The organism is Achromobacter sp. GD03932 (assembly GCF_029839485.1).
In the GTDB taxonomy this organism is placed as follows: Bacteria; Pseudomonadota; Gammaproteobacteria; order Burkholderiales; family Burkholderiaceae_B; genus Achromobacter; species Achromobacter bronchisepticus_A.
Map to the genome: position 1 here is coordinate 163,038 of NZ_JAOCAT010000006.1, position 17,491 is coordinate 180,528.

Below are 17,491 nucleotides of genomic sequence, written 5' to 3' on the forward strand. Positions count from 1 at the left end.
ATGTTCAAGCAAACCGCGCTCGCGCTGGCGCTGCTGGCGCCGCTGGCGGCCACCGCCGCCTATCCCGACAAGCCCGTCAAGATCATCGTGTCCAACCCGCCCGGCGGCCCCGTGGACGTCATGCTGCGCGTGCTGGCCAGCAAACTGGGCGCCGCCTGGGGCCAGCCCGTGGTGGTGGAGAACAAGCCCGGCGCGTCCGGCATCATCAGCACCGGCGCGCTGGTCAAGTCCGCGCCCGACGGCTACACGCTGGGCATGGTGGTGGCCTCGTCCGTCACCATCGTGCCCTTCGCCGTGGACAGCCTGCCGTTCGACACGCAAAAGGACCTCAAGCCGATCTCGCTGGTGGCGCGCACGCCATTCATCTTCATCGTACCCAAGGACAGCCCGCTCAAGACCTGGGAAGACTTCGTGCGCGAAAGCAAGGCGCGCAATCTCAGCGTAGGTTCGTTCTCCATCGGCACGGCGTTCCATCTGGTCTGGGAACAGACGGCGCGCCGCGCCGGCATCAAGGCCTTGTACGTGCCCTCGTCCTCGTCGGGCAAGACGCAGAACGACTTGATCGGCGGCCAGCTCGACGTGGGCCTGGACGCGCCTTCGAGTTCCAAGGGCCTGATCGACAGCGGCCGGCTGCGCGCGCTCGCGATCACCAGTCCGGAACGCTTCGGCGGCCTGCCCGATACGCCCACGCTGAAGGAGTCCGGCTTGAAGGACTACGCGCCGCAGCCCTGGATCGGGCTGATGGCGCCGGCGGGCATTCCGGACGACCGCGTGGCGCTGATCCAGAAATCGGTGGCGGACATCCTGAAGGAACCCGCGATGCGCGCGCAAATGGAAACCCTGGGCATGATTCCCATCGGCAGCACGCCAGAGGAACTGGCCGCGACCATCGAGGCCGACCGCGCCGACATGGGGCCGCTGATCAAGGAGCTGGGCATCAAGCTGCAATAGCGGCGCTTGCAGCGGCGCGGGTTTACCGCCGCGCCCTTCAGGCCACGTGCCTCAGCCCGCGCCCAGCGTGCGCAGGAACATCGCCGACAAGGGGCCGGACAGCGCTTGCACGTCCCGCCGGCCCTGCGCGATGGCAGCGTCCACCGCGCCATGCATGCCGTGGTACAGGACGATGGCGGCCAGCGCCGCGTCGTCCAGCTTCCAGCAGCCTGCGCGCGCGCCGGCCTCGAGTATCGCTTCCAGCTGTTCCAGCACGGCGCTCTTTTCGGCCACGCCGCGGTCGGGATGCTGGGCATCGTGGAACACCACGTCATGCAGTTCGTAGCCGTCGAAGTAGGCCTCGACGCCGGCGCGGGTCCAGGCGCGCAGCCGCGCCACGCCGTCGTCCGGCGCACAGGCCCGCACCTCGCGGTCGATATGGTCCAGGAACCCCTGCGAGAACTTGGCCCGCAGCGCCGCCAGCATGTCGTTCTTGGACGTGAAGTAGTGATAGAAGGTGCCCTTGGCCACGCCGGCGCGCTCGACGATCTCGCTGATGGTGGTGGCCTCGACGCCCTTCTGGATGAAGAGCGCTTGCGCGGCCTCCATCAACTCATCCAGCCGCACGGCGGCCGGCTTGGTGCGGGGCTTGGAAGCGGCGTCCGGGCCAGGCGGGGAAAGCGGGTCGGCGGGAACAGCGGGCATATCGTCCAGGGTCAGTTCAGCAGCAAGGCGCCAGTGTAGAGGAGGCGCAGGGCTGGGGCCAAAAGCTGAGAATCGTTCTTCTTTTCATTGACCGACGGTCGGTCGATGCATAGAATACCCCTTCCCCCACTCTGCGTCCCGCCATGCATCCCGCACGCCGCCGCGCCCTGGTCCTTGCCGTCAACCTGGGCAGCTTCATCACCATCCTGGACATCAGCATCGTCAACGTGGCGCTGCCCACCATGCAGGCGGCCCTGCGCATCGACATGGCCGGACTGCAATGGGTGGTGGACGCCTACGCCCTGTTCCTGTCGGCCTTCATGCTGTCCGCCGGGCCTTTGGGCGACCGCTATGGACGCAAGCGCTCCTGGCTGGCGGGCGTGCTGCTGTTCACCGCGGGCTCCGCGCTGTGCGGCCTGGCGGACAACCTGACGGCGCTGCTGATCGGCCGCGCCGTGCAGGGCGTGGCCGGCGCCCTGCTGGTACCGGGCGCGCTGTCGCTCCTGACCCAGGCCTTTCCCGATCCCAAGGAACGCGCCCAGGCCATCGGCATATGGGCCTCGTGCAACGCGATTTCGCTCATCGTGGGACCCATGCTGGGCGGCGTACTGGTCGCTCACTTCAACTGGCAGAGCATCTTCCTCATCAACCTGCCGGTGGGCGCGCTGGCCATCGCGCTGGGCGCCTGGAGCATCACGGAAAGCGCCCATCCCGAACACGCGGCCTTCGACCCCGCCGGCCAGGCGCTCAGCGTGCTGTGGCTGGGCGCGCTGACCTATGGTCTGATCGCCGCCGGCGAACATGGTTGGGCTGCGCCAGAAGCCACGGTCGCGCTCGCCATCGCCGCCGCCGGGCTGCTCGCCTTTCTATGGGTCGAGCACCGCGCCGCGCGGCCCATCCTGCCGCTGGGGCTGTTCCGCGACGCGGGCTTCGCCATCACCAACTTCGCGTCCTTCGTGCTGGGCTTTTCCGCCTACAGCAGCCTGTTCTTCTTTTCGCTCTACCTGCAACACGTGCAGGGACTGTCGCCGCTGGCCACCGGCTGGCAACTGGCGCCGCAGTTCGCGGCGGCCGGGCTGGTGTCGCTGGTCTTCGGCCGGCTCAACCTGCGCTTCGGCCTGCCGCGCCTGATGATCGCGGGCTTCGCCTTCATCGGCCTGGCCATGCTGGGCATGACGCGCTTCGAAGCGCACACGCCTTATCTCGTGTCAGGTTCGCTGTTGGTGCTGCTGGGCCTGGGCACCGGCCTGGCCGTGCCTTCGACCAGCATGGCCGTGATGGCCACGGTGCCGCGCGAGCGTTCCGGCATGGCCTCGGCCACCATGAACGCGCTGCGCCAGACCGGCATGACGATAGGCATCGCGCTCTTGGGCGCGCTGATGAGCGGACGCGCCATCGAGGCGCTGACGGGCTCGCTGTCTCGGCTGGGCGCGCCCGATGCGCAAGCCCTGGCGCGCGCCGCCATCACCCTGCATGAACTGCCCGCGCAGCCCGCCAATGCGGCCGAGCTGGCCGCCGCGGCGCTGGCCGGCGGCTTCCATGCCGCCATGCTTTTCGCAGGCGTCGCCTCGCTGCTGGCGGCACTGTTGCTGCTGTTCCTGGCACGCGGCGCAAAGAACGTCCTGCACGCCGCATGACCTCCGGATTCCGGCGCGCGGAATTCCATCGGCCGGAATCAAAACAGCCTGTTTTTAAGCGTTGGTAACAAACGCTCGCGCCGTCTTGCGCTTCGGTAAGATCCTCGTCCAATAACAGGTTAACAACCACGAGGAGAGCAAAGCATGCCTTACCGCAAACCCCTGTTCCGCCTGGCCCCGCTGGCGCTCGCCGCCCACCTGCTGATGGCGGGTCCGGCCGCCGCGCAAAGCGCGCCCGGCACGCAAGGCCCGCTGGTCCCCGCGCCCAATCCGGCATTGGCCGCGCAGATCGATCAACGCGCCAAGGCCATCGAAGACAAGCTCATCGCCTGGCGCCGCGATATCCACGAACACCCCGAACTGGGCAACCAGGAAAACCGCACCGCCAAGCTGGTCGCCGACCATCTGCGCGCGCTGGGCATGGAAGTGAAAACCGGCGTCGCCGGCACCGGCGTGGTCGCCGTGCTCAAGGGCGGCAAGCCCGGTCCGGTGGTGGCGCTGCGCGCCGACATGGACGCGCTGCCCGTCAAGGAACAGGTAGACCTGCCCTTTGCGTCCAAGGCAAAGGGCACCTACCTGGGCAAGGAAGTGGACGTGATGCATGCCTGCGGCCACGACACCCACACCGCCATCCTGATGGCCACGGCCGAAGTGCTGGCCGGCATGAAAGACGAGCTTCCCGGCAGCGTGAAATTCATCTTCCAGCCCGCGGAGGAAAGCCCCGCCGACTTCGAGCCCGACGGCAAGAAGATCTGGGGCGCCAAGATGATGGTGCAGGAAGGCGTGCTGGAGAATCCCAAGGTGGACGCCATCTTCGGCCTGCACGTGTCCAGCGCCTATCCCGCCGGCAAGCTCAGCTGGCGCAGCGGCCCCGCCATGGCCGCCGCCGACCAGTTCTGGATCGACGTCACCGGCAAGCAGACGCACGGCGCGCGGCCCTGGTCCGGCATCGATCCCATCGTGGTCAGTTCGCAGATCATCCTGGGCCTGCAGACCATCCCCAGCCGCCAGATCAACAGCATGCTGGAGCCGGCCGTCATCACCGTGGGCGCCATCCACGGCGGCAACCGCATGAACATCGTGCCGGACAACGTGGCCATGACCGGCACCATCCGCACCTATGACGAAGGCATGAAGAAGGACATACATCAACGCATCGCGCGTACCGCCGACATGATCGCGCAGAGCGCGGGCGCCAAGGCGGACGTGCGCGTGGTGGAGCTGTACAACGCCACCGTCAACAATCCCGCGCTGACCGAGCAGATGGGCCCGACGCTGCGGCGCGTGGCGGGCGAAGGCAACTACGGGCTGCAGCCCAAGTCGACCGCGTCGGAGGACTTCTCGTTCTATCAGGAGAAGGTGCCGGGCATGTTCTTCTATTTGGGCGTGACGCCCAAGGGTACCGACGTCGAGAAGGCTGCGCCGAACCATTCGCCGCGCTTCTACGTCGATGAGTCCGGCCTCATCAACGGCGTGCGTGCGTTGTCGAACCTGACCGTGGACTACATGGCGCAGGCGCAGAAAGGCAGCTGATCCGCGCGCCGCGCGCGCGTTTGAAAAATGCCCGCCGCGCGATGCGGCGGGCATAAGCAAACGGCTACAAATTCTTTGTCAGGCCCGGCCTGGCTTTCTACAGTACGCCCCTTTGCCGCCCCGCGGCAGCCATGTAGAAGCCACGCCATGCCGATCTCCCGTCGAACCTTCATGCTTGCCGGCGCACTGGCGCTGCCATTGGCGCGGCCGCGCATCGCGCGCGCAGCCGCCTGGCCCGAGCGTCCGATCCGGCTCGTCGTCACCTTCCCGCCCGGCGGCGCCAGCGACATCGCCGCGCGCCTCATCGCGCCCGCGCTGGCCGAACGGCTGGGCCAGCCCATCGTCATCGAAAACAGGCCCGGCGCGGGCTCGACCATAGGCGCGAGCCTGGTCGCGCAAGCGCCCAACGACGGCTACACGCTGCTGATGTCGAACTCGGCGCCGCTGTCCATTTCGCCTGCCCTGATGCCGCAAGGCGGATACGACGCGCTCGCCAGCTTCGACCACATCGCCTACCTGGGCGCGGTGCCCGCCGTGTTCGTGGTCCACCCTTCCGTGCCTGTGTCCAGCTTCGCGGAGCTGACCGCCTGGATCCGCGCGCAGGACCAGCCGGTGCAGTACGGCAGTGGCGGACTGGCATCGGTGGGCCAGATCGTGGGTGAGCTGTATTCGCGGCAAACCGGCGCGCGCCTGCAGCACATTCCGTACAAGGGTTCGGGCGCGATGCGCAACGATCTGCTGGGCGGCCAGATCCGCTTCGCGGTGGATGCGCTGCCGCAGAACCTGCCGTTCCTGCGGTCCGGCCAACTGCGCCTGCTGGCGGTCACCACCGGCAAGCCGGTGCCGCAGGCGCCCGACATCCCGGCGGTGGGCGAGCTGGGCTATCCGGGCCTGATCGCCGAGAACTTCGTCGGACTGTCCGGACCCGCCGGCCTGCCCGCGGCGGTCTCGCAGCGCTTGAACGACGCCATCGCGCAGACGCTGGCCAGCGCCGACATCCGCGCCAGGCTGGAAGGACAGGGCTTCGTCCTGTCGCAAAAATCCCCCGCCGAGTTCACCGATTTCGTCCGTCGCCAGGCCGAAGCCTGGGGACCGGTGGTGCGTTCCACGGGAGCCAGCCTATGAGCGCCCGCCGCATGCTTGTGCTGTTCGGCCATCCTGGCCGCGGCGGCTTCAACGAAGCGGCCGTCCGTGGCGCGGAGCGCGCCGCGCAAGCGGGCCAGCCCCTGCAGCTGGAATGGATCTCCGACCACGACTCCGCCGCGCGCGCCGGGCGCATCGCGCAACTGTGCGACGCCGGCCCGGAGCTGGTCATCGTGCATGGCGGCCAGGGCGATGCCCCCGTGGCCGAGGTGGCGCCGCGCTACCCGCGCACGCAATTCGCCATCACCCAGGGGCACTACACCGCGGCCAACGTCGCGTCATACGAGATCCAGCAGGAGCACTCGGCTTTTCTGGCCGGCGTGTTGGCGGGCCTGCGCGCGGCCAACGGGCGGGCCGCCCATCTGTCCGGCGAAAAAGTGCGGCCCGGCCTGAAAGGCCGCGCCGCCTATGCCGATGGCGTGCGGCGCGTCACGGGCCGGGATCCGCTGACCGCCTTCTGCGGCAACCAGCACGATCCGGCGCTGGGCGCGGCCTGGGCCCGCGCGCTGTCCGCCCGCGACGCGCGCGTGCTGTTCGCCATGATGGACGGCGGCCGCGACGGCGTGACGCGCGTGTGCCGCGAAACGGGCGTCTGGCAGATCGGCAATGTGCTGGACTGGGTGGCGCGCGACCCGCAGGTCTATCTGGCATCGGCGCTGGCCGATTCGGGACTGTGCGTGCAGCGCGCCGCCGCGGACCATGCCGCGGGCGCGCTGGCGGTGGGTCGCGTGACCCGTTACGGCCTGGAGGAAGCCGCGTCGCTGCGGCTGGTGCTGGGCGCGAAGGTCGGCGCGGAAGAACGCCGCGTCCTGGATGAATGGGCGGGGCGGCTCGCAGCGGGAGCGCTGGACATCGCCTCTGACTACAGCGGGCCGGAATTCACGCTGCCCGCGCCGCCCCCTGCCCGCTACGCGGTCGCTTCGAACGCCTTGTGATAGGCCACGTCTCCTTGCGCCGGGCTCGTGTAGGCCTGCGCCATGAAGTACTCGGGCGGCACCCCGGGATAGGTCAGCGCGGGCGTCTGCGCAAAACCGAATCGCGTGTAGTACGCCGGATCGCCCATCACCACGCAGCCCGCCGCGCCCAGCGCCTCAAGGCGCGCCAGGCCGTCCCGGATCAAGGCCGCGCCTATGCCCCGGCCTTGCAGTTCCGGCAGCACCGCGACCGGCCCCAGACCGTACCAGTCCGCCGAGCCGTCGCTGATCGCCACCGGAGAAAACGCGATGTGGCCCGCGACGCGCCCGTCCACCCGCGCCACCAGCGACAGCGTCAGCGCGCCGGCCTCGCGCAGCGCGTTCGTGATGTAGCCTTCGGTCTGCTGGCTGTGGGGATTGTCCTTGAACGCAGCCTGCGTCAGCGCGAAGATCGCCTCGCGGTCGTTTGGTGTTTCGGGAAGGATATGCATGCCTCGACTCCTGTAGGCTCAGGCGCAAAGTGTAGCCGGGCATGGTCGCCATTCCGCATTGACGCCTGCCGGCACGGTGGCTACAGTGGCCGGCAGTCCGGCGCCGCGTCATCGCGGCGGCGTGCAGCCCCTTTCCGAACCGCCCGCGGCGCGCCGCGGCCCTACTCTGGACCCTTATGAACAGCTACCGTGTCGGCATCGCCGGCTTCGGCGCCATCGGCCAGGCCGTGGCGCAATCCCTGGACGCCGGCCTGCCCGGCCTGACGCTCGCGGCCATCGCGGTGCGCGATCCCAAGGCCCCGCCGGCCTTCGCCTGGACCCAGGCCACGCCCGCCTACACCACCATCGATGCGCTGCACGAACACTGCGACGTGGTCGTGGAATGCGCCCCCGCCGCAGTGTTCCGCGACATCGCCGAGCCCGTGCTGCGCGCCGGCAAGAAGATGGTGGTGCTGAGCTCGGGCGCGCTGCTGCGCCATGACGACCTGATCGAACTCGCCCGCCAACACCATGGCCAGATCCTGGTGCCTTCGGGCGCCATCCTGGGCCTGGATGCCATCACGGCGGCTGCCGAGGGCGTCATCCATTCCGTCACCATGATCACCCGCAAGCCGGTGCGCGGCCTGCTGGGCGCGCCCTACCTGACCGACAACAACATCGATATCGCGGACATCACCGAACCGCGCCTGATCTTCCGCGGCTCGCCGCGGGAAGCGGCGGTGGGCTTTCCGGCCAATCTGAACGTGGCGGTCAGCGTGTCGCTGGCCGGCATCGGCCCGGACAAGACCACGCTGGAAATCTGGGCCGATCCCTCGCTCGAGCGCAATCTGCACCGCGTCGAGGTCGTGTCCGACTCGGCCTCGTTCTCGATGGAAATCCAGAACATCCCCTCGGCCAATCCCAAGACCGGCCGCATCACCGCGCAAAGCGTGATCGCCGCGCTGCGCAAGCTGACCGGTCCGCTGCGGGTGGGTACCTGAATCGCGGCGGGCGCGGCGCTAGGCCGCCGCCCGCTGCGGCCCGTCCGCCGGGCGCAGGCGCTCACCTGCAGCGCCCGCCCGCGCCATCGGTCCCACCCGCCAGTTCCCCGCGCCATCCAGGTCCAGCCTGTGCGTATGGAACACGTCCAGCGTGCTGCGATGCCCCACGCTGACCAGCATGCATGACGGCAGCGCCTCGCGCAGCAGGCTGTACAGCGCATGCTCCAGCCCTTCGTCGGTAGCGGACGTGGCCTCGTCCAGGAACACGATGGCGGGCCGGTTGTAAAGCACGCGCGCGAACGCCACGCGCTGCTGTTCGCCGATGGAAAGCATGCGCGACCAATCCGCGACTTCATCCAGGCGCCCGGTCAGATGCCCCAGATTGACCCGCCGCAAGGCGTCGGCCAGGCGCGCATCGTCCTCGGGCTGTGCCAGCCCCGGATACGCGACCGCGCCGCGCAAATCACCCAGGGGTAGATAGGGCCGCTGCGACAGGAACAGGGCAGAGGCGCCCTGCGGCCGGCGCACCGAGCCCTGCGCATAGGGCCACAAGCCCGCCAGCGCGCGCAGCAAGGTGGTCTTGCCGCTGCCCGAAGGCCCTTTGATCAGTAGCGCCTGGCCCGGCCGCAAGCTCAGGTTCAGGTCGCGCAGCAGCACCGTGCCGTCCGGGCGCGCCACCTGCACCGATTCGATATCCAGGCCGTCCGGCAGGCTCTCCGTCTGCACCGCAGGCAGCGCGCGCGCGGCCTCGTTGGCGTCCAGAAAGCCATTCAGCCGGTCCAGCGTGGCGCGGTACTGCGCGAAGGTGTCGTAGGAGGTGCGGAAGAACGACAAGGAATCCTGCACCTGCCCGAAGGCCTGCGACGTCTGGATCACGTCGCCCAGCTTGATCGCGCCGCTAAAAAAACGCGGCGCCTGCAGGATGAACGGGAACACCACGGCCACCTGGCTCACCGACAGGTTGAAGCCGTCGAATTTCAGCCCCCGGTACACGCGCGCCCACAGGTTGGCGATGTAGGCCGAGAAACGCGTCCACAAGGTGGCGCGCTCGACGTTCTCGCCCTGATAGAACGCCACGTTCTCGGCGTTCTCGCGCAGGCGGACCAGCGCGTAACGGAAGTTCGCCGTCAGGCGCTCGGACAGGAAATTCAGCTTGATCAGCGGGCGCCCGATCTTGAACGCGAACAGCGTTGCCACGATGACGTACAGGTACACCATGAACACCATGGCGCGCGGAATCGCCACCCCCGCCACCGTCAAGGCGCCGGACAGTCCCCAGAGGATGGACGTGAACGCCACCAGCGAGACGACCGCGCTCAGCGCGCCGATCGCCAGCGTGCGCGAACCCGTCACGAACATGGCGATGTCCTGTTCGATGCGCTGGTCGGGGTTGTCGACCGGGGCATCGACGAAATGGCCGCGGTAGTAGGCGCCCGCGCCCAGCCAGTCGCGGGTCAGCCTGTCGTTGAGCCACACGCGCCAGCGGATGTCGAAGGCCTGCCCGGCATAACTGTCGGCCAGGGTACGCACCACGTGCACACAGGCCAGCACCGAAAAGATGCCCAAAAAGCGCCAGAACGCGCTCTGGTCCAGCGCCTGCAACGCGCTGTAGAAGCCGTTGTACCAGAACGAAAACAGCACCGTCATGCGCACGGCGAACATCGCCAGGAACAACAGCAGCGCCAGCGTCAACAGGGGCTGCCAGCTGCGCCTGGGATCGAGATACGGCCGCGCCAGCCGCCAGAACTTGCGTCCCCAATCCGTGTAGCGCGCAAGCAGGCCCCCGACCAGCATCAGCGCGATGGCCGAAATGCCGAACGCACGCGCCAGCCAGAGCCCGCTTTCCGTCAGTTGCTGCTGCCAGTTCAGGTCCATGAGTCGATTGCCCTCCGATACGCGTTTCTGGTTAGACGGGACGCGCGCATCGAGTTCCGGCGCGGGGACCGTTTTAAGCCAGGCTTAAGCGTTGCAGCTGGGTGATCGAAAGCCATCTGACAGCCAGCGCGCCGCGGCAAGGCGGCGTACGGCGGCTATCATGGACGCCTGAGCAGCAATACCGGCAGGTAAGGAACCATGGACAAGATCCGGCTAGACAAGTGGCTATGGGCCGCGCGCTTCTACAAGACGCGCAGCCTGGCCGTGCAGGAAATCGGCAAGGGCCGGGTATTGGTGAACGACCAGCCCGCCAAGCCCGCGCGCGAAGTCGCGCCAGGCGATCTGGTCACGGTGCGCAAGGAAGACCCGGCGCTGCATGTGCGGGTGATGGCGATCAGCGGCGTGCGCGGCCCCGCCCCCGTCGCGCGCCAGCTATACGAGGAAACGCCCGAGAGCGTGGCAGCGCGCGAGCGCGCAGCGGAAATGCGCCGCCTGGCGCCCGAGCCCGCGCTGGGCATAGAAGCCGGACGCCCCACCAAGCGCGACCGGCGGTTGATAGACCAGATGCGGGGCAAGTAGAGCCTCCGGGGCCGCCGGGGCGCTTACGCATGTCCCGGCCGCATTCCATAACGCTCAAGCGCCATCGTCCGCCAACACCGCCACCGTCTGCACGCTGGTGTATTCCAGCAGCCCTTCCAACCCGTTCTCCACGCCCAGGCCCGACTGCTTGCGGCCGCCGAACGGCACGTCCGGCGACATGGCGTGGATATGGTTGATCCATACCGTGCCGGTTTCCAGGCGCCGCGCGATGGACCGCGCCAGCGTCAGGTCCTTGGACCACACCGACCCGCCCAGCCCGTAGTCGGAGTCATTGGCGCGTTGGACAACGTCGTCGATGTCCCGGTATTTCAGCAAGGGCAGCACCGGTCCGAACGCCTCTTCCACCACGCTGCGCGCGTCGTCCGGCGGATTGTCCAGGATGGCGACCGGCACGAAATAGCCCTTGCCCTGCGGCACATCGCCGCCCGCCAGAAAGCGCACGCCGTTGCGATGCGCGTCGGCGATGAGATCCTTGACCCGCTCGTACTGCGGACGGTTCTGGATCGGCCCCAGACCGGTCCCCGGCTGCGCGCCATCGCCCATGACGACGCCCCTGGCGTGTTCCACCAACGCCGCGGCGAACTCGTCATAGATGGATTCGTGCACATACAGCCGCTTGGTGGCCAGGCAGAACTGCGAGGAATTGCGGAATGCTCCCCAGAACAGCTTGGCGGCCGTGTCGCGCACGTCCACATCCGGCAGCACGATGGCCGCATCGTTGCCGCCCAGCTCCAGCGTGATGCGTTTGAGCCTGCCGGATGCGCTCTGCATGACGCGCCTGCCCGTCGCGGTCGAGCCGGTAAAGGCGATCTTGTCGATGCCCGGATGCTCGGTCAGCCAAGGTCCCAGCCGGTCCCCGCCGCACACCACGTTCAGCGCGCCTGGCGGCAGCAGGTCGCGAAACAGCTCGCCCATCTTCAATGAAGTCAGCGGCGTGAACGGCGACGGCTTCAACACGACGGTGTTGCCCGCCAGCAAGGCCGGGGCGATCTTCCAGATGGCCAGCGTCATCGGAAAATTCCAAGGTGCGATCGCCGCCACCACGCCGATAGGCACATGGCGCGTCTCGAACACGCGGCCCGCGCCGTCGTCCAGCCGCGCCGCAGGCAGATCGCGCGCCGCGGTCGCACGCAGCCAGGCGACGCAACGGCCGACCTCGGCGCGCGCGTCGGCGTGGGGCTTGCCCTGCTCGCGCGTCAGCAGGCGCATGAAGCCTTCGGTGTACTCCTCCAGCCTGTCTGCCATGGCAAGAAGCGCGGCCTGGCGCCGTGCCAGGGACGTCTCGCTCCATGGCGCAAAGGCGCGCCTCGCGGCCGCGACTGCTTCGTTCAACTGCGCCAGCGACGCGTCCGGCACGGTGGCGATGCGTTCCTCCGTGGCGGGGTTGAGCACATCGAAGGTTTGCACCGACGTTTCCGCGCGGCCATCCACCGTCATGGAATAGCCGGAATCCAGATTCAGCTGCATGGTTCTATGCCTGTTTCGCGTTGGGTTGATCGGGACAGAGGACCTGGCGCCCCACCACGCGGCCGGCCGCCAGATCGAGAAGCGCTGCCTGAGCCTCCTGCAGGCAGCGGCAGGAAATCGGAATGGCGCGCGGCCCACGCTCCCGCACCAAGGCCATGAGTTGCTGCAGTTCGGCCAGCGTGCCGATGTAGGATCCTTCGATGCTGATGGCGCGCATGGGCACCAAGGCCGTCGACAGCGGCAACTCTCCGCCGAACAGCCCGATCAGGATCAATTGCCCGCCTTTGGCCAGCAGATCCATGCCCTGCTTCACCGTGCTGGCCGCGCCCACGCAATCGATCACCGCCCAGACCTCGCCCGCGGCGCGCCGAACCTCGTCCAGCGCGCTGGCGGCGTGCGCGTCCACGGCCAGGCTGGCGCCGGCGGCCAGGGCGGCGCCCCGGCGCGCGCCATCGGGTTCCAGCACGATCACCCGCGGGCATCCCAAAGCGCGCAGCAAGCTCACGCACATGAGGCCCAGGCCGCCTGCGCCGACCACCACGACCGCCTCCGCCTGCAGCACCTCCGGCGCAATCTTGCGGATGGCGCTATAGGACGTCAGGCCCGAACATGCGTAAGGCGCGGCCTGCTCAGGCCGCAGGTCGCCGATTTCAATCAGGTAGCGGGCGTCCGGCACCAGGATGTGGTCGCTATAGCCGCCCGGCCGGAAGATCCCCAGGAAGCGCGGCGCGGCGCACAGGTTTTCGCGCCCGCGCCGGCAGACCTTGCAGTCGCCGCAACCGATCCACGGATACACCAGATAGCGCTGTCCCGTGGTCACCCCATTCGCGTCTGGCCCGGCGGCGACCACCACGCCTGCCGTCTCATGGCCCAGGGTCAACGGCAGCGTGACGCCGCGCTGCTCCACGCGCAGGCGCTTGTCGCCGCCCAGGTCGTAGTAGCCCTCCCACGTATGCACGTCGGTGTGGCACACGCCCGCGGCAAGCACCCTCAGCAATACCTGCGCTCCCTGCGGTTCGGGCGCCGGGCGCTCGATCGGGACCAGCGGCTGGCCAAAGGCGGTTACGTCGTAGCTGATCATCGCATCACCTGCTTGATCAAGGGGCAGCCGCCGCGGTCCTCTGGCCGGAATGCGACGTCGCCCGGGATGACCGCAACCTGCTTATACAGATCCCACTCGCTGCGGGATTCCTCCGGTTTCTTCACTTCGAACAGGTACATGTCGCGCACCACCCGCCCGTCCGCGCGCAACCGTCCGTTGCGCGTCATGAAGTCGTTGATGGGCGTCTCCCGCATCTTGGCCATGACGGCGTCGGCGTCCTTGGTGCCGGCCGCCTTGACCGCGTTCAAGTAATGCAGCACCGCGCCGTAGGTACCGGCCTGGGTCATGGTCGGCTTGCGTCCGACCTTGTCCTGGAAGCGTTGCGACCAGGCCCGCGTGGCGTCGTTCTGGTCCCAGTAGAACGCCTCGGTCAACAGCAGCCCCTGGCCCAAGGGCAGCCCGATGGACTTCACGTCCGACAGGAACGCCAGCAGCGCCACCAGCTTCTGCTGACCGCCCGGTCGGCCTATGCCGAAGTCCGCCGCCTGCTTGATCGCGCTGATGACGTCGTTGCCGCCCAGCGCCAGGCCGATGATGCCCGCTTTGGAAGCCTGCGCCTGCAACAGATAGGAACTGAAGTCCGGCGTATTCAGGGGCGACCGCACCGCCCCCAGCACCTTGCCGCCGTTCTTCTCGATGACCGCGGAGGCATCGGCCTGCAGCGCGTAGCCGAACGAGTAATCCGCTGTCATGAAATACCATTTCTTGCCGCCCTGCGCGGACACCGCCGCGCCCGTGCCGTTGGCCAGCGCGTAGGTATCGTAGGTCCAGTGGACGGTATAGGGCGAGCACGCCTTGGCGGTCAGCTCCGACGTCGACGCGCTCGTCACCATGACGATCCTTTTCTTCTCGCGGCCGAGTTCGCTGATGGCCAGCGCCAGCGCCGACGTGGGCAGATCGGTGACCATGTCCACGCCATCCTGGTCGAACCAGCGCCGCGCCGCCGCGCTGGCGACGTCGACCTTGTTCTGGCCATCGGTGTACACCAGTTCGACCGGCTGGCCCAACACGCTGCCGCCGAAATCCTGCACGGCCATGCGCGCGGCCTCCACCAGCCCCTTGCCGCCGATGTCGGAGTACGCCGAGCTCATGTCCGCCATGACGCCGATCTTCACTGGGCCGCCGGCAGGCTGCGCTTGCACGCCTGCCGCAACGAGTGCGGCGCCCGCCAACGCGTACACCGTTTTCACGATTGCCATCGATATGTCTCCGTTATGAGTAAACGCCATTTGCGCAGCAACTGGCCTATTGCCCCGGCACGAGTCCTTTTGTATCGTAGGCACGCATTTTTCAGCTTCGTCCAAAGCGACGATTTTCGTGTTGCTTGCGGGTTTCCCCGAGCCGGCGGCGCGCAATCGTTCCTCACCCAACAGGCAGATCATGCGCCCTATGTTTTCGCCCGGACATGCGCTGGCCAGCGGCAAGCTCGGCGTCCCCGCTGCCCACCCCGACCATATCCCGCGTGTATCGCTGTGCGCGCAAATCTGCGCGCCCGGCAGCCCCAGGGTCGTCCTCGCGCGCGGCCCCGCCGGCTACGGCAAGACCACGCTGCTGGCTCAGTGCCAGACCCGGTTGAGCGCGCAATCCGTGCACGGCGCCTGGCTGACGCTGGACCGCGGCGATAACGATCTGCCGCGCTTTCTGCGATGCCTGACCGCCGCGCTGGAGCCCCTGGCCGCGCCGCCCGGGGCGCTGGCCGACCTGGAGGCCGACGACGCGCTGGCGCTCGCCCTCATCGAAGCCATCGCCACGCAGACCGCTCCCTTTGCGCTGGTGCTGGACGAGTTCGAGGCCATCGTCGCGCCAGGCGTGCTGGACTTCGTGCAGAACCTGATCAACCGCCTGCCGCCGCAGGGCCGGCTGCTGATCGGCTCGCGCCATGCCACCGGCCTGGAACTGGGACGCTTGCGGGCCGACGGCCGGCTGCTCGAAATCGACGCTGCCCAGCTCTGCTTTTCGCTGGAGGAAACCACCCTGTTCTTCGCCCGGCGCAACCCTGTGGTCACACGCGCCGAAATCGGCCAGCTTCACCACAAGACCGAAGGCTGGATCGCCGCGCTCTGGCTGGCCTGCGCCTCGCTGGCGCGGCAGGACTCCGCCGCGGCGTTCATCGAACGCTTTTCGGGCAGCGACCAGTCCGTCTCCGACTATCTGGCCCAGGATGTTCTTGCCGGACAGACGCCCGAGTTGCGGCGCTTTCTGCTGCGCACCAGCATCCTGAAGCAACTGAACGCGGCGCTATGCCAAGCGTTGCTGCCGGACCTGGACTGCGGTCGCATCCTGCGCGAACTCGAGGACGGGCAGGTCCTGCTGTCGCGCTCCTCCGCGGACGCGGCTCAATACCGCTACCACGGCCTGTTCGCGAGCCATCTGCAATCCACACTGCGGCAGCAGGATCCAGCGGACATCCCCGCGCTGCATCTGGCGGCGTCCCGCTGGTACGCCGAGCAAGGCCGTCCCGTTCCTGCCATCGATCACGCCATCGAAGGCGGCGACTTCGAGCACGCCCTTGCCTTGCTGGGTACAACCGCGGAAGCGTTGCTGGCCGAGGGGCGCATGCGGCTGCTCTCCCGCTGGTTCGCGCAGTTGCCAGCGGCCGTCCTGGCCCGCCGCCCGGCCCTGCAGGCGGTGCAGGTATGGGCAACCTGTTTTACGCGGGGCGCCAGCGAGGCGTCGCTGCAGATGGACGAGTTGAGACTGGCCCGCAGCCCCGATCCCGACGTCCGCGCGCACGTGCAGGCGCTGCGGCCCTTGCTGCTCTCCATGACCGACCGTCACGAAGAGGCCTACGCGCTAGGCATGCCTGGCATCGCCGCGGCGGCGAACGCGTCCACCTTCGCGGCAACCGCCCTGGCCAACGCCATGGCCAACGTCGCCGCCGTGCTTGGCCGCTACCAGGAAGCGCAACGGCTGCTGGACGCCGCCCGCCGCGCGCAGAGCCTGGCCGCCAGCGCTTTCAATCAGATGTACTCCGAAGCGGTGGAAGGCATCATCGATCTGCAGGAGGGGCGCATGCGCCAGGCTGGCGCGCATTTCCGCATGGCCGTCCACGCCACCCGCAAGGGCGCGTACGGCCAGGCCAACGGCAACGCCTGGGCCGGCGTGCTGTACGCGGCCGGGGTTTACGAAGCCGGCGATCTGGAGCAGGCCGCCCGGCTGTTGCGCGTCTACGTGCCTCTTGGGCGGGACACGGGACACCCGGACCACTTGATACTCGGCTATGTGATGCTGGCGCGCATCGCATTTCTGTCGGGCGACATCGTGCAGACCTTCTATCTGCTGGGCGAACTGGAATACCTCGGCCATCAGCGCCGCCTGCCCCGGATCGCCGGCAGCGCGCGCGTGGAGCGCGCGCGCGTGCTGCTGCTGCAAGGACATCCGCAGGCCGCGCAGGACGAGCTCAAACGCGCGGAAGACAACGATCTGTGGGCTCGCATCGAAACGCTGCGCCTGCCCTCCAACGACTTGCTGTACCCGCGGCTGGGGATGCTGCGCGTGCAGTCCTACACGGGCAAGCCCGAGGATGCGTTGCGCCAGCTGGATGCCGACATTGCGTGCGCCGTATCGTCCCGCCGCATCCGGCGCGCCTACAAATTGCAAATGTTCCGCGCCGTCGCCCTGGCGCGCGCAGGTGAAGAGGCGCAGGCCCACCAGCAGTTGGCAACCTTGCTGGACACCGCGCAGGCCGAGGGGCTATGCCGTGTGCTGGCTGACGAAGGCAGCGCCTTTCTCTCGCTGCTGCCGCGCTTCTTTTCGTCGACAGACGGCTGCGCATGGTTGAATGGCTGCGCGTCGGCCCAAGCCTGGCTCAACCGCTTCCAACGCCATGCCGGGATGCCCGCGGACTCCAGCCCGGCCAAGCCAGCCGCCGAGCGCGCGCCGGCCGAGGCTTTGACAGCCAAGGAACTGAACGTGCTGCGCCTGGTTGCGGACGGCCATTCCAACAACGCCATCGCCCAGCGCCTGTTCGTATCCGAAAGCACCGTGCGCACCCATCTGCGCAACCTGAACGTAAAACTGTGCGCCGACAGCCGCACCCGCGCCGTAGCCCTGGCGCGCGAAGCCGGTCTGCTGTAAGGCCGGGACTGGCTGGCCTGCCGGCGATTAAGATAGG

The 17,491-nt window shown here is 68.3% G+C and carries 14 protein-coding genes; 8 read left to right on the forward strand and 6 right to left on the reverse strand.

The genetic code is table 11. The annotated features are described in order from the left end of the window. Positions 1 to 951 carry a tripartite tricarboxylate transporter substrate binding protein gene (locus N5C88_RS07925; protein ID WP_059372672.1) on the forward strand — a complete coding sequence of 317 codons (951 nt, stop codon included), beginning with the start codon at positions 1 to 3 and terminating at the stop codon, positions 949 to 951. Positions 952 to 1,002: 51 nt separating this feature from the next. Here the strand turns inward: N5C88_RS07925 and N5C88_RS07930 are convergent, their stop codons facing one another. Continuing rightward, positions 1,003 to 1,635 carry a TetR/AcrR family transcriptional regulator gene (locus N5C88_RS07930; protein WP_280015096.1) on the reverse strand — a complete coding sequence of 211 codons (633 nt, stop codon included), beginning with the start codon at positions 1,633 to 1,635 and terminating at the stop codon, positions 1,003 to 1,005. A 143-nt stretch (positions 1,636 to 1,778) separates the two neighbouring features. Between N5C88_RS07930 and N5C88_RS07935 the strand changes: the two genes are divergently transcribed. The 4 genes from N5C88_RS07935 to N5C88_RS07950 all read left to right on the forward strand — a co-directional run bounded on the left by N5C88_RS07935 (position 1,779) and on the right by N5C88_RS07950 (position 6,883). Next, the gene (locus tag N5C88_RS07935; protein WP_118934613.1) at positions 1,779 to 3,272 is read left to right on the forward strand and encodes an MFS transporter; all 1,494 of its coding nucleotides are present in this window, start codon (positions 1,779 to 1,781) and stop codon (positions 3,270 to 3,272) included. 144 nt (positions 3,273 to 3,416) lie between these two features. Further along, complete coding sequence (locus N5C88_RS07940; RefSeq protein ID WP_059372662.1) at positions 3,417 to 4,805, forward strand: amidohydrolase; 1,389 nt, start codon at positions 3,417 to 3,419, stop codon at positions 4,803 to 4,805. A gap of 147 nt (positions 4,806 to 4,952) precedes the next feature. Continuing rightward, a complete protein-coding gene (locus N5C88_RS07945) occupies positions 4,953 to 5,930 on the forward strand; it encodes a tripartite tricarboxylate transporter substrate binding protein (protein ID WP_059372660.1) in 978 nt (325 codons plus the stop codon). Then, complete coding sequence (locus N5C88_RS07950) at positions 5,927 to 6,883, forward strand: BMP family ABC transporter substrate-binding protein (RefSeq protein WP_280015097.1); 957 nt, start codon at positions 5,927 to 5,929, stop codon at positions 6,881 to 6,883. The genes N5C88_RS07945 and N5C88_RS07950 overlap by 4 nt, the downstream gene beginning before the upstream one ends. Here the strand turns inward: N5C88_RS07950 and N5C88_RS07955 are convergent. Then, positions 6,856 to 7,353 (reverse strand): N-acetyltransferase, encoded by a 498-nt coding sequence (locus tag N5C88_RS07955; protein WP_280015098.1) that lies wholly within the window; start codon positions 7,351 to 7,353, stop codon positions 6,856 to 6,858. The genes N5C88_RS07950 and N5C88_RS07955 overlap by 28 nt on opposite strands. 176 nt (positions 7,354 to 7,529) lie before the next feature. On the opposite strand from N5C88_RS07955, the gene N5C88_RS07960 reads away from it, so the two are divergent. After that, the gene (locus N5C88_RS07960; protein WP_280015099.1) at positions 7,530 to 8,333 is read left to right on the forward strand and encodes an aspartate dehydrogenase; all 804 of its coding nucleotides are present in this window, start codon (positions 7,530 to 7,532) and stop codon (positions 8,331 to 8,333) included. An 18-nt stretch (positions 8,334 to 8,351) separates the two neighbouring features. Here N5C88_RS07960 and N5C88_RS07965 read toward each other — a convergent pair whose 3' ends face one another. Beyond that, a complete protein-coding gene (locus N5C88_RS07965; RefSeq protein ID WP_280015100.1) occupies positions 8,352 to 10,208 on the reverse strand; it encodes an ABC transporter ATP-binding protein/permease in 1,857 nt (618 codons plus the stop codon). Between the two features lie 198 nt (positions 10,209 to 10,406). On the opposite strand from N5C88_RS07965, the gene N5C88_RS07970 reads away from it, so the two are divergent. Next, positions 10,407 to 10,787, forward strand: coding sequence for an RNA-binding S4 domain-containing protein (locus tag N5C88_RS07970; RefSeq protein WP_251881821.1), 381 nt, complete (start codon positions 10,407 to 10,409; stop codon positions 10,785 to 10,787). 54 nt (positions 10,788 to 10,841) lie between these two features. Here the strand turns inward: N5C88_RS07970 and N5C88_RS07975 are convergent, their stop codons facing one another. The 3 genes from N5C88_RS07975 to N5C88_RS07985 are packed head-to-tail and all read right to left on the reverse strand — an operon-like array spanning position 10,842 to position 14,576. Next, on the reverse strand, positions 10,842 to 12,275 hold the full coding sequence (locus N5C88_RS07975; RefSeq protein WP_251881823.1) for an aldehyde dehydrogenase family protein: 1,434 nt from the start codon (positions 12,273 to 12,275) through the stop codon (positions 10,842 to 10,844). A gap of 4 nt (positions 12,276 to 12,279) precedes the next feature. Beyond that, on the reverse strand, positions 12,280 to 13,356 hold the full coding sequence (locus tag N5C88_RS07980) for an alcohol dehydrogenase catalytic domain-containing protein (protein WP_251881825.1): 1,077 nt from the start codon (positions 13,354 to 13,356) through the stop codon (positions 12,280 to 12,282). After that, positions 13,353 to 14,576 carry an ABC transporter substrate-binding protein gene (locus N5C88_RS07985; RefSeq protein WP_118934597.1) on the reverse strand — a complete coding sequence of 408 codons (1,224 nt, stop codon included), beginning with the start codon at positions 14,574 to 14,576 and terminating at the stop codon, positions 13,353 to 13,355. The genes N5C88_RS07980 and N5C88_RS07985 overlap by 4 nt, the downstream gene beginning before the upstream one ends. A gap of 181 nt (positions 14,577 to 14,757) precedes the next feature. Here N5C88_RS07985 and N5C88_RS07990 point away from each other — a divergent pair, with 181 nt between their 5' ends. After that, entirely contained in the window at positions 14,758 to 17,454 is a 2,697-nt protein-coding gene (locus N5C88_RS07990; protein ID WP_280015102.1) for a LuxR C-terminal-related transcriptional regulator, read from the forward strand. The last annotated feature ends 37 nt before the right edge of the window (positions 17,455 to 17,491 follow it).

Excerpts from the sequence above, each read along its gene's own strand:
- N5C88_RS07935 (WP_118934613.1), top strand. The coding sequence starts at position 1,779 with ATGCATCCCGCACGCCGCCGCGCCCTGGTCCTTGCCGTCAACCTGGGC.
- N5C88_RS07960 (WP_280015099.1), top strand. The coding sequence starts at position 7,530 with ATGAACAGCTACCGTGTCGGCATCGCCGGCTTCGGCGCCATCGGCCAG.
- N5C88_RS07940 (WP_059372662.1), top strand. The coding sequence starts at position 3,417 with ATGCCTTACCGCAAACCCCTGTTCCGCCTGGCCCCGCTGGCGCTCGCC.
- N5C88_RS07945 (WP_059372660.1), top strand. The coding sequence starts at position 4,953 with ATGCCGATCTCCCGTCGAACCTTCATGCTTGCCGGCGCACTGGCGCTG.
- N5C88_RS07990 (WP_280015102.1), top strand. The coding sequence starts at position 14,758 with ATGCGCCCTATGTTTTCGCCCGGACATGCGCTGGCCAGCGGCAAGCTC.
- N5C88_RS07955 (WP_280015098.1), bottom strand. The coding sequence starts at position 7,353 with ATGCATATCCTTCCCGAAACACCAAACGACCGCGAGGCGATCTTCGCG.
- N5C88_RS07985 (WP_118934597.1), bottom strand. The coding sequence starts at position 14,576 with ATGGCAATCGTGAAAACGGTGTACGCGTTGGCGGGCGCCGCACTCGTT.
- N5C88_RS07975 (WP_251881823.1), bottom strand. The coding sequence starts at position 12,275 with ATGCAGCTGAATCTGGATTCCGGCTATTCCATGACGGTGGATGGCCGC.
- N5C88_RS07965 (WP_280015100.1), bottom strand. The coding sequence starts at position 10,208 with ATGGACCTGAACTGGCAGCAGCAACTGACGGAAAGCGGGCTCTGGCTG.
- N5C88_RS07930 (WP_280015096.1), bottom strand. The coding sequence starts at position 1,635 with ATGCCCGCTGTTCCCGCCGACCCGCTTTCCCCGCCTGGCCCGGACGCC.
- N5C88_RS07950 (WP_280015097.1), top strand. The coding sequence starts at position 5,927 with ATGAGCGCCCGCCGCATGCTTGTGCTGTTCGGCCATCCTGGCCGCGGC.
- N5C88_RS07925 (WP_059372672.1), top strand. The coding sequence starts at position 1 with ATGTTCAAGCAAACCGCGCTCGCGCTGGCGCTGCTGGCGCCGCTGGCG.
- N5C88_RS07970 (WP_251881821.1), top strand. The coding sequence starts at position 10,407 with ATGGACAAGATCCGGCTAGACAAGTGGCTATGGGCCGCGCGCTTCTAC.
- N5C88_RS07980 (WP_251881825.1), bottom strand. The coding sequence starts at position 13,356 with ATGATCAGCTACGACGTAACCGCCTTTGGCCAGCCGCTGGTCCCGATC.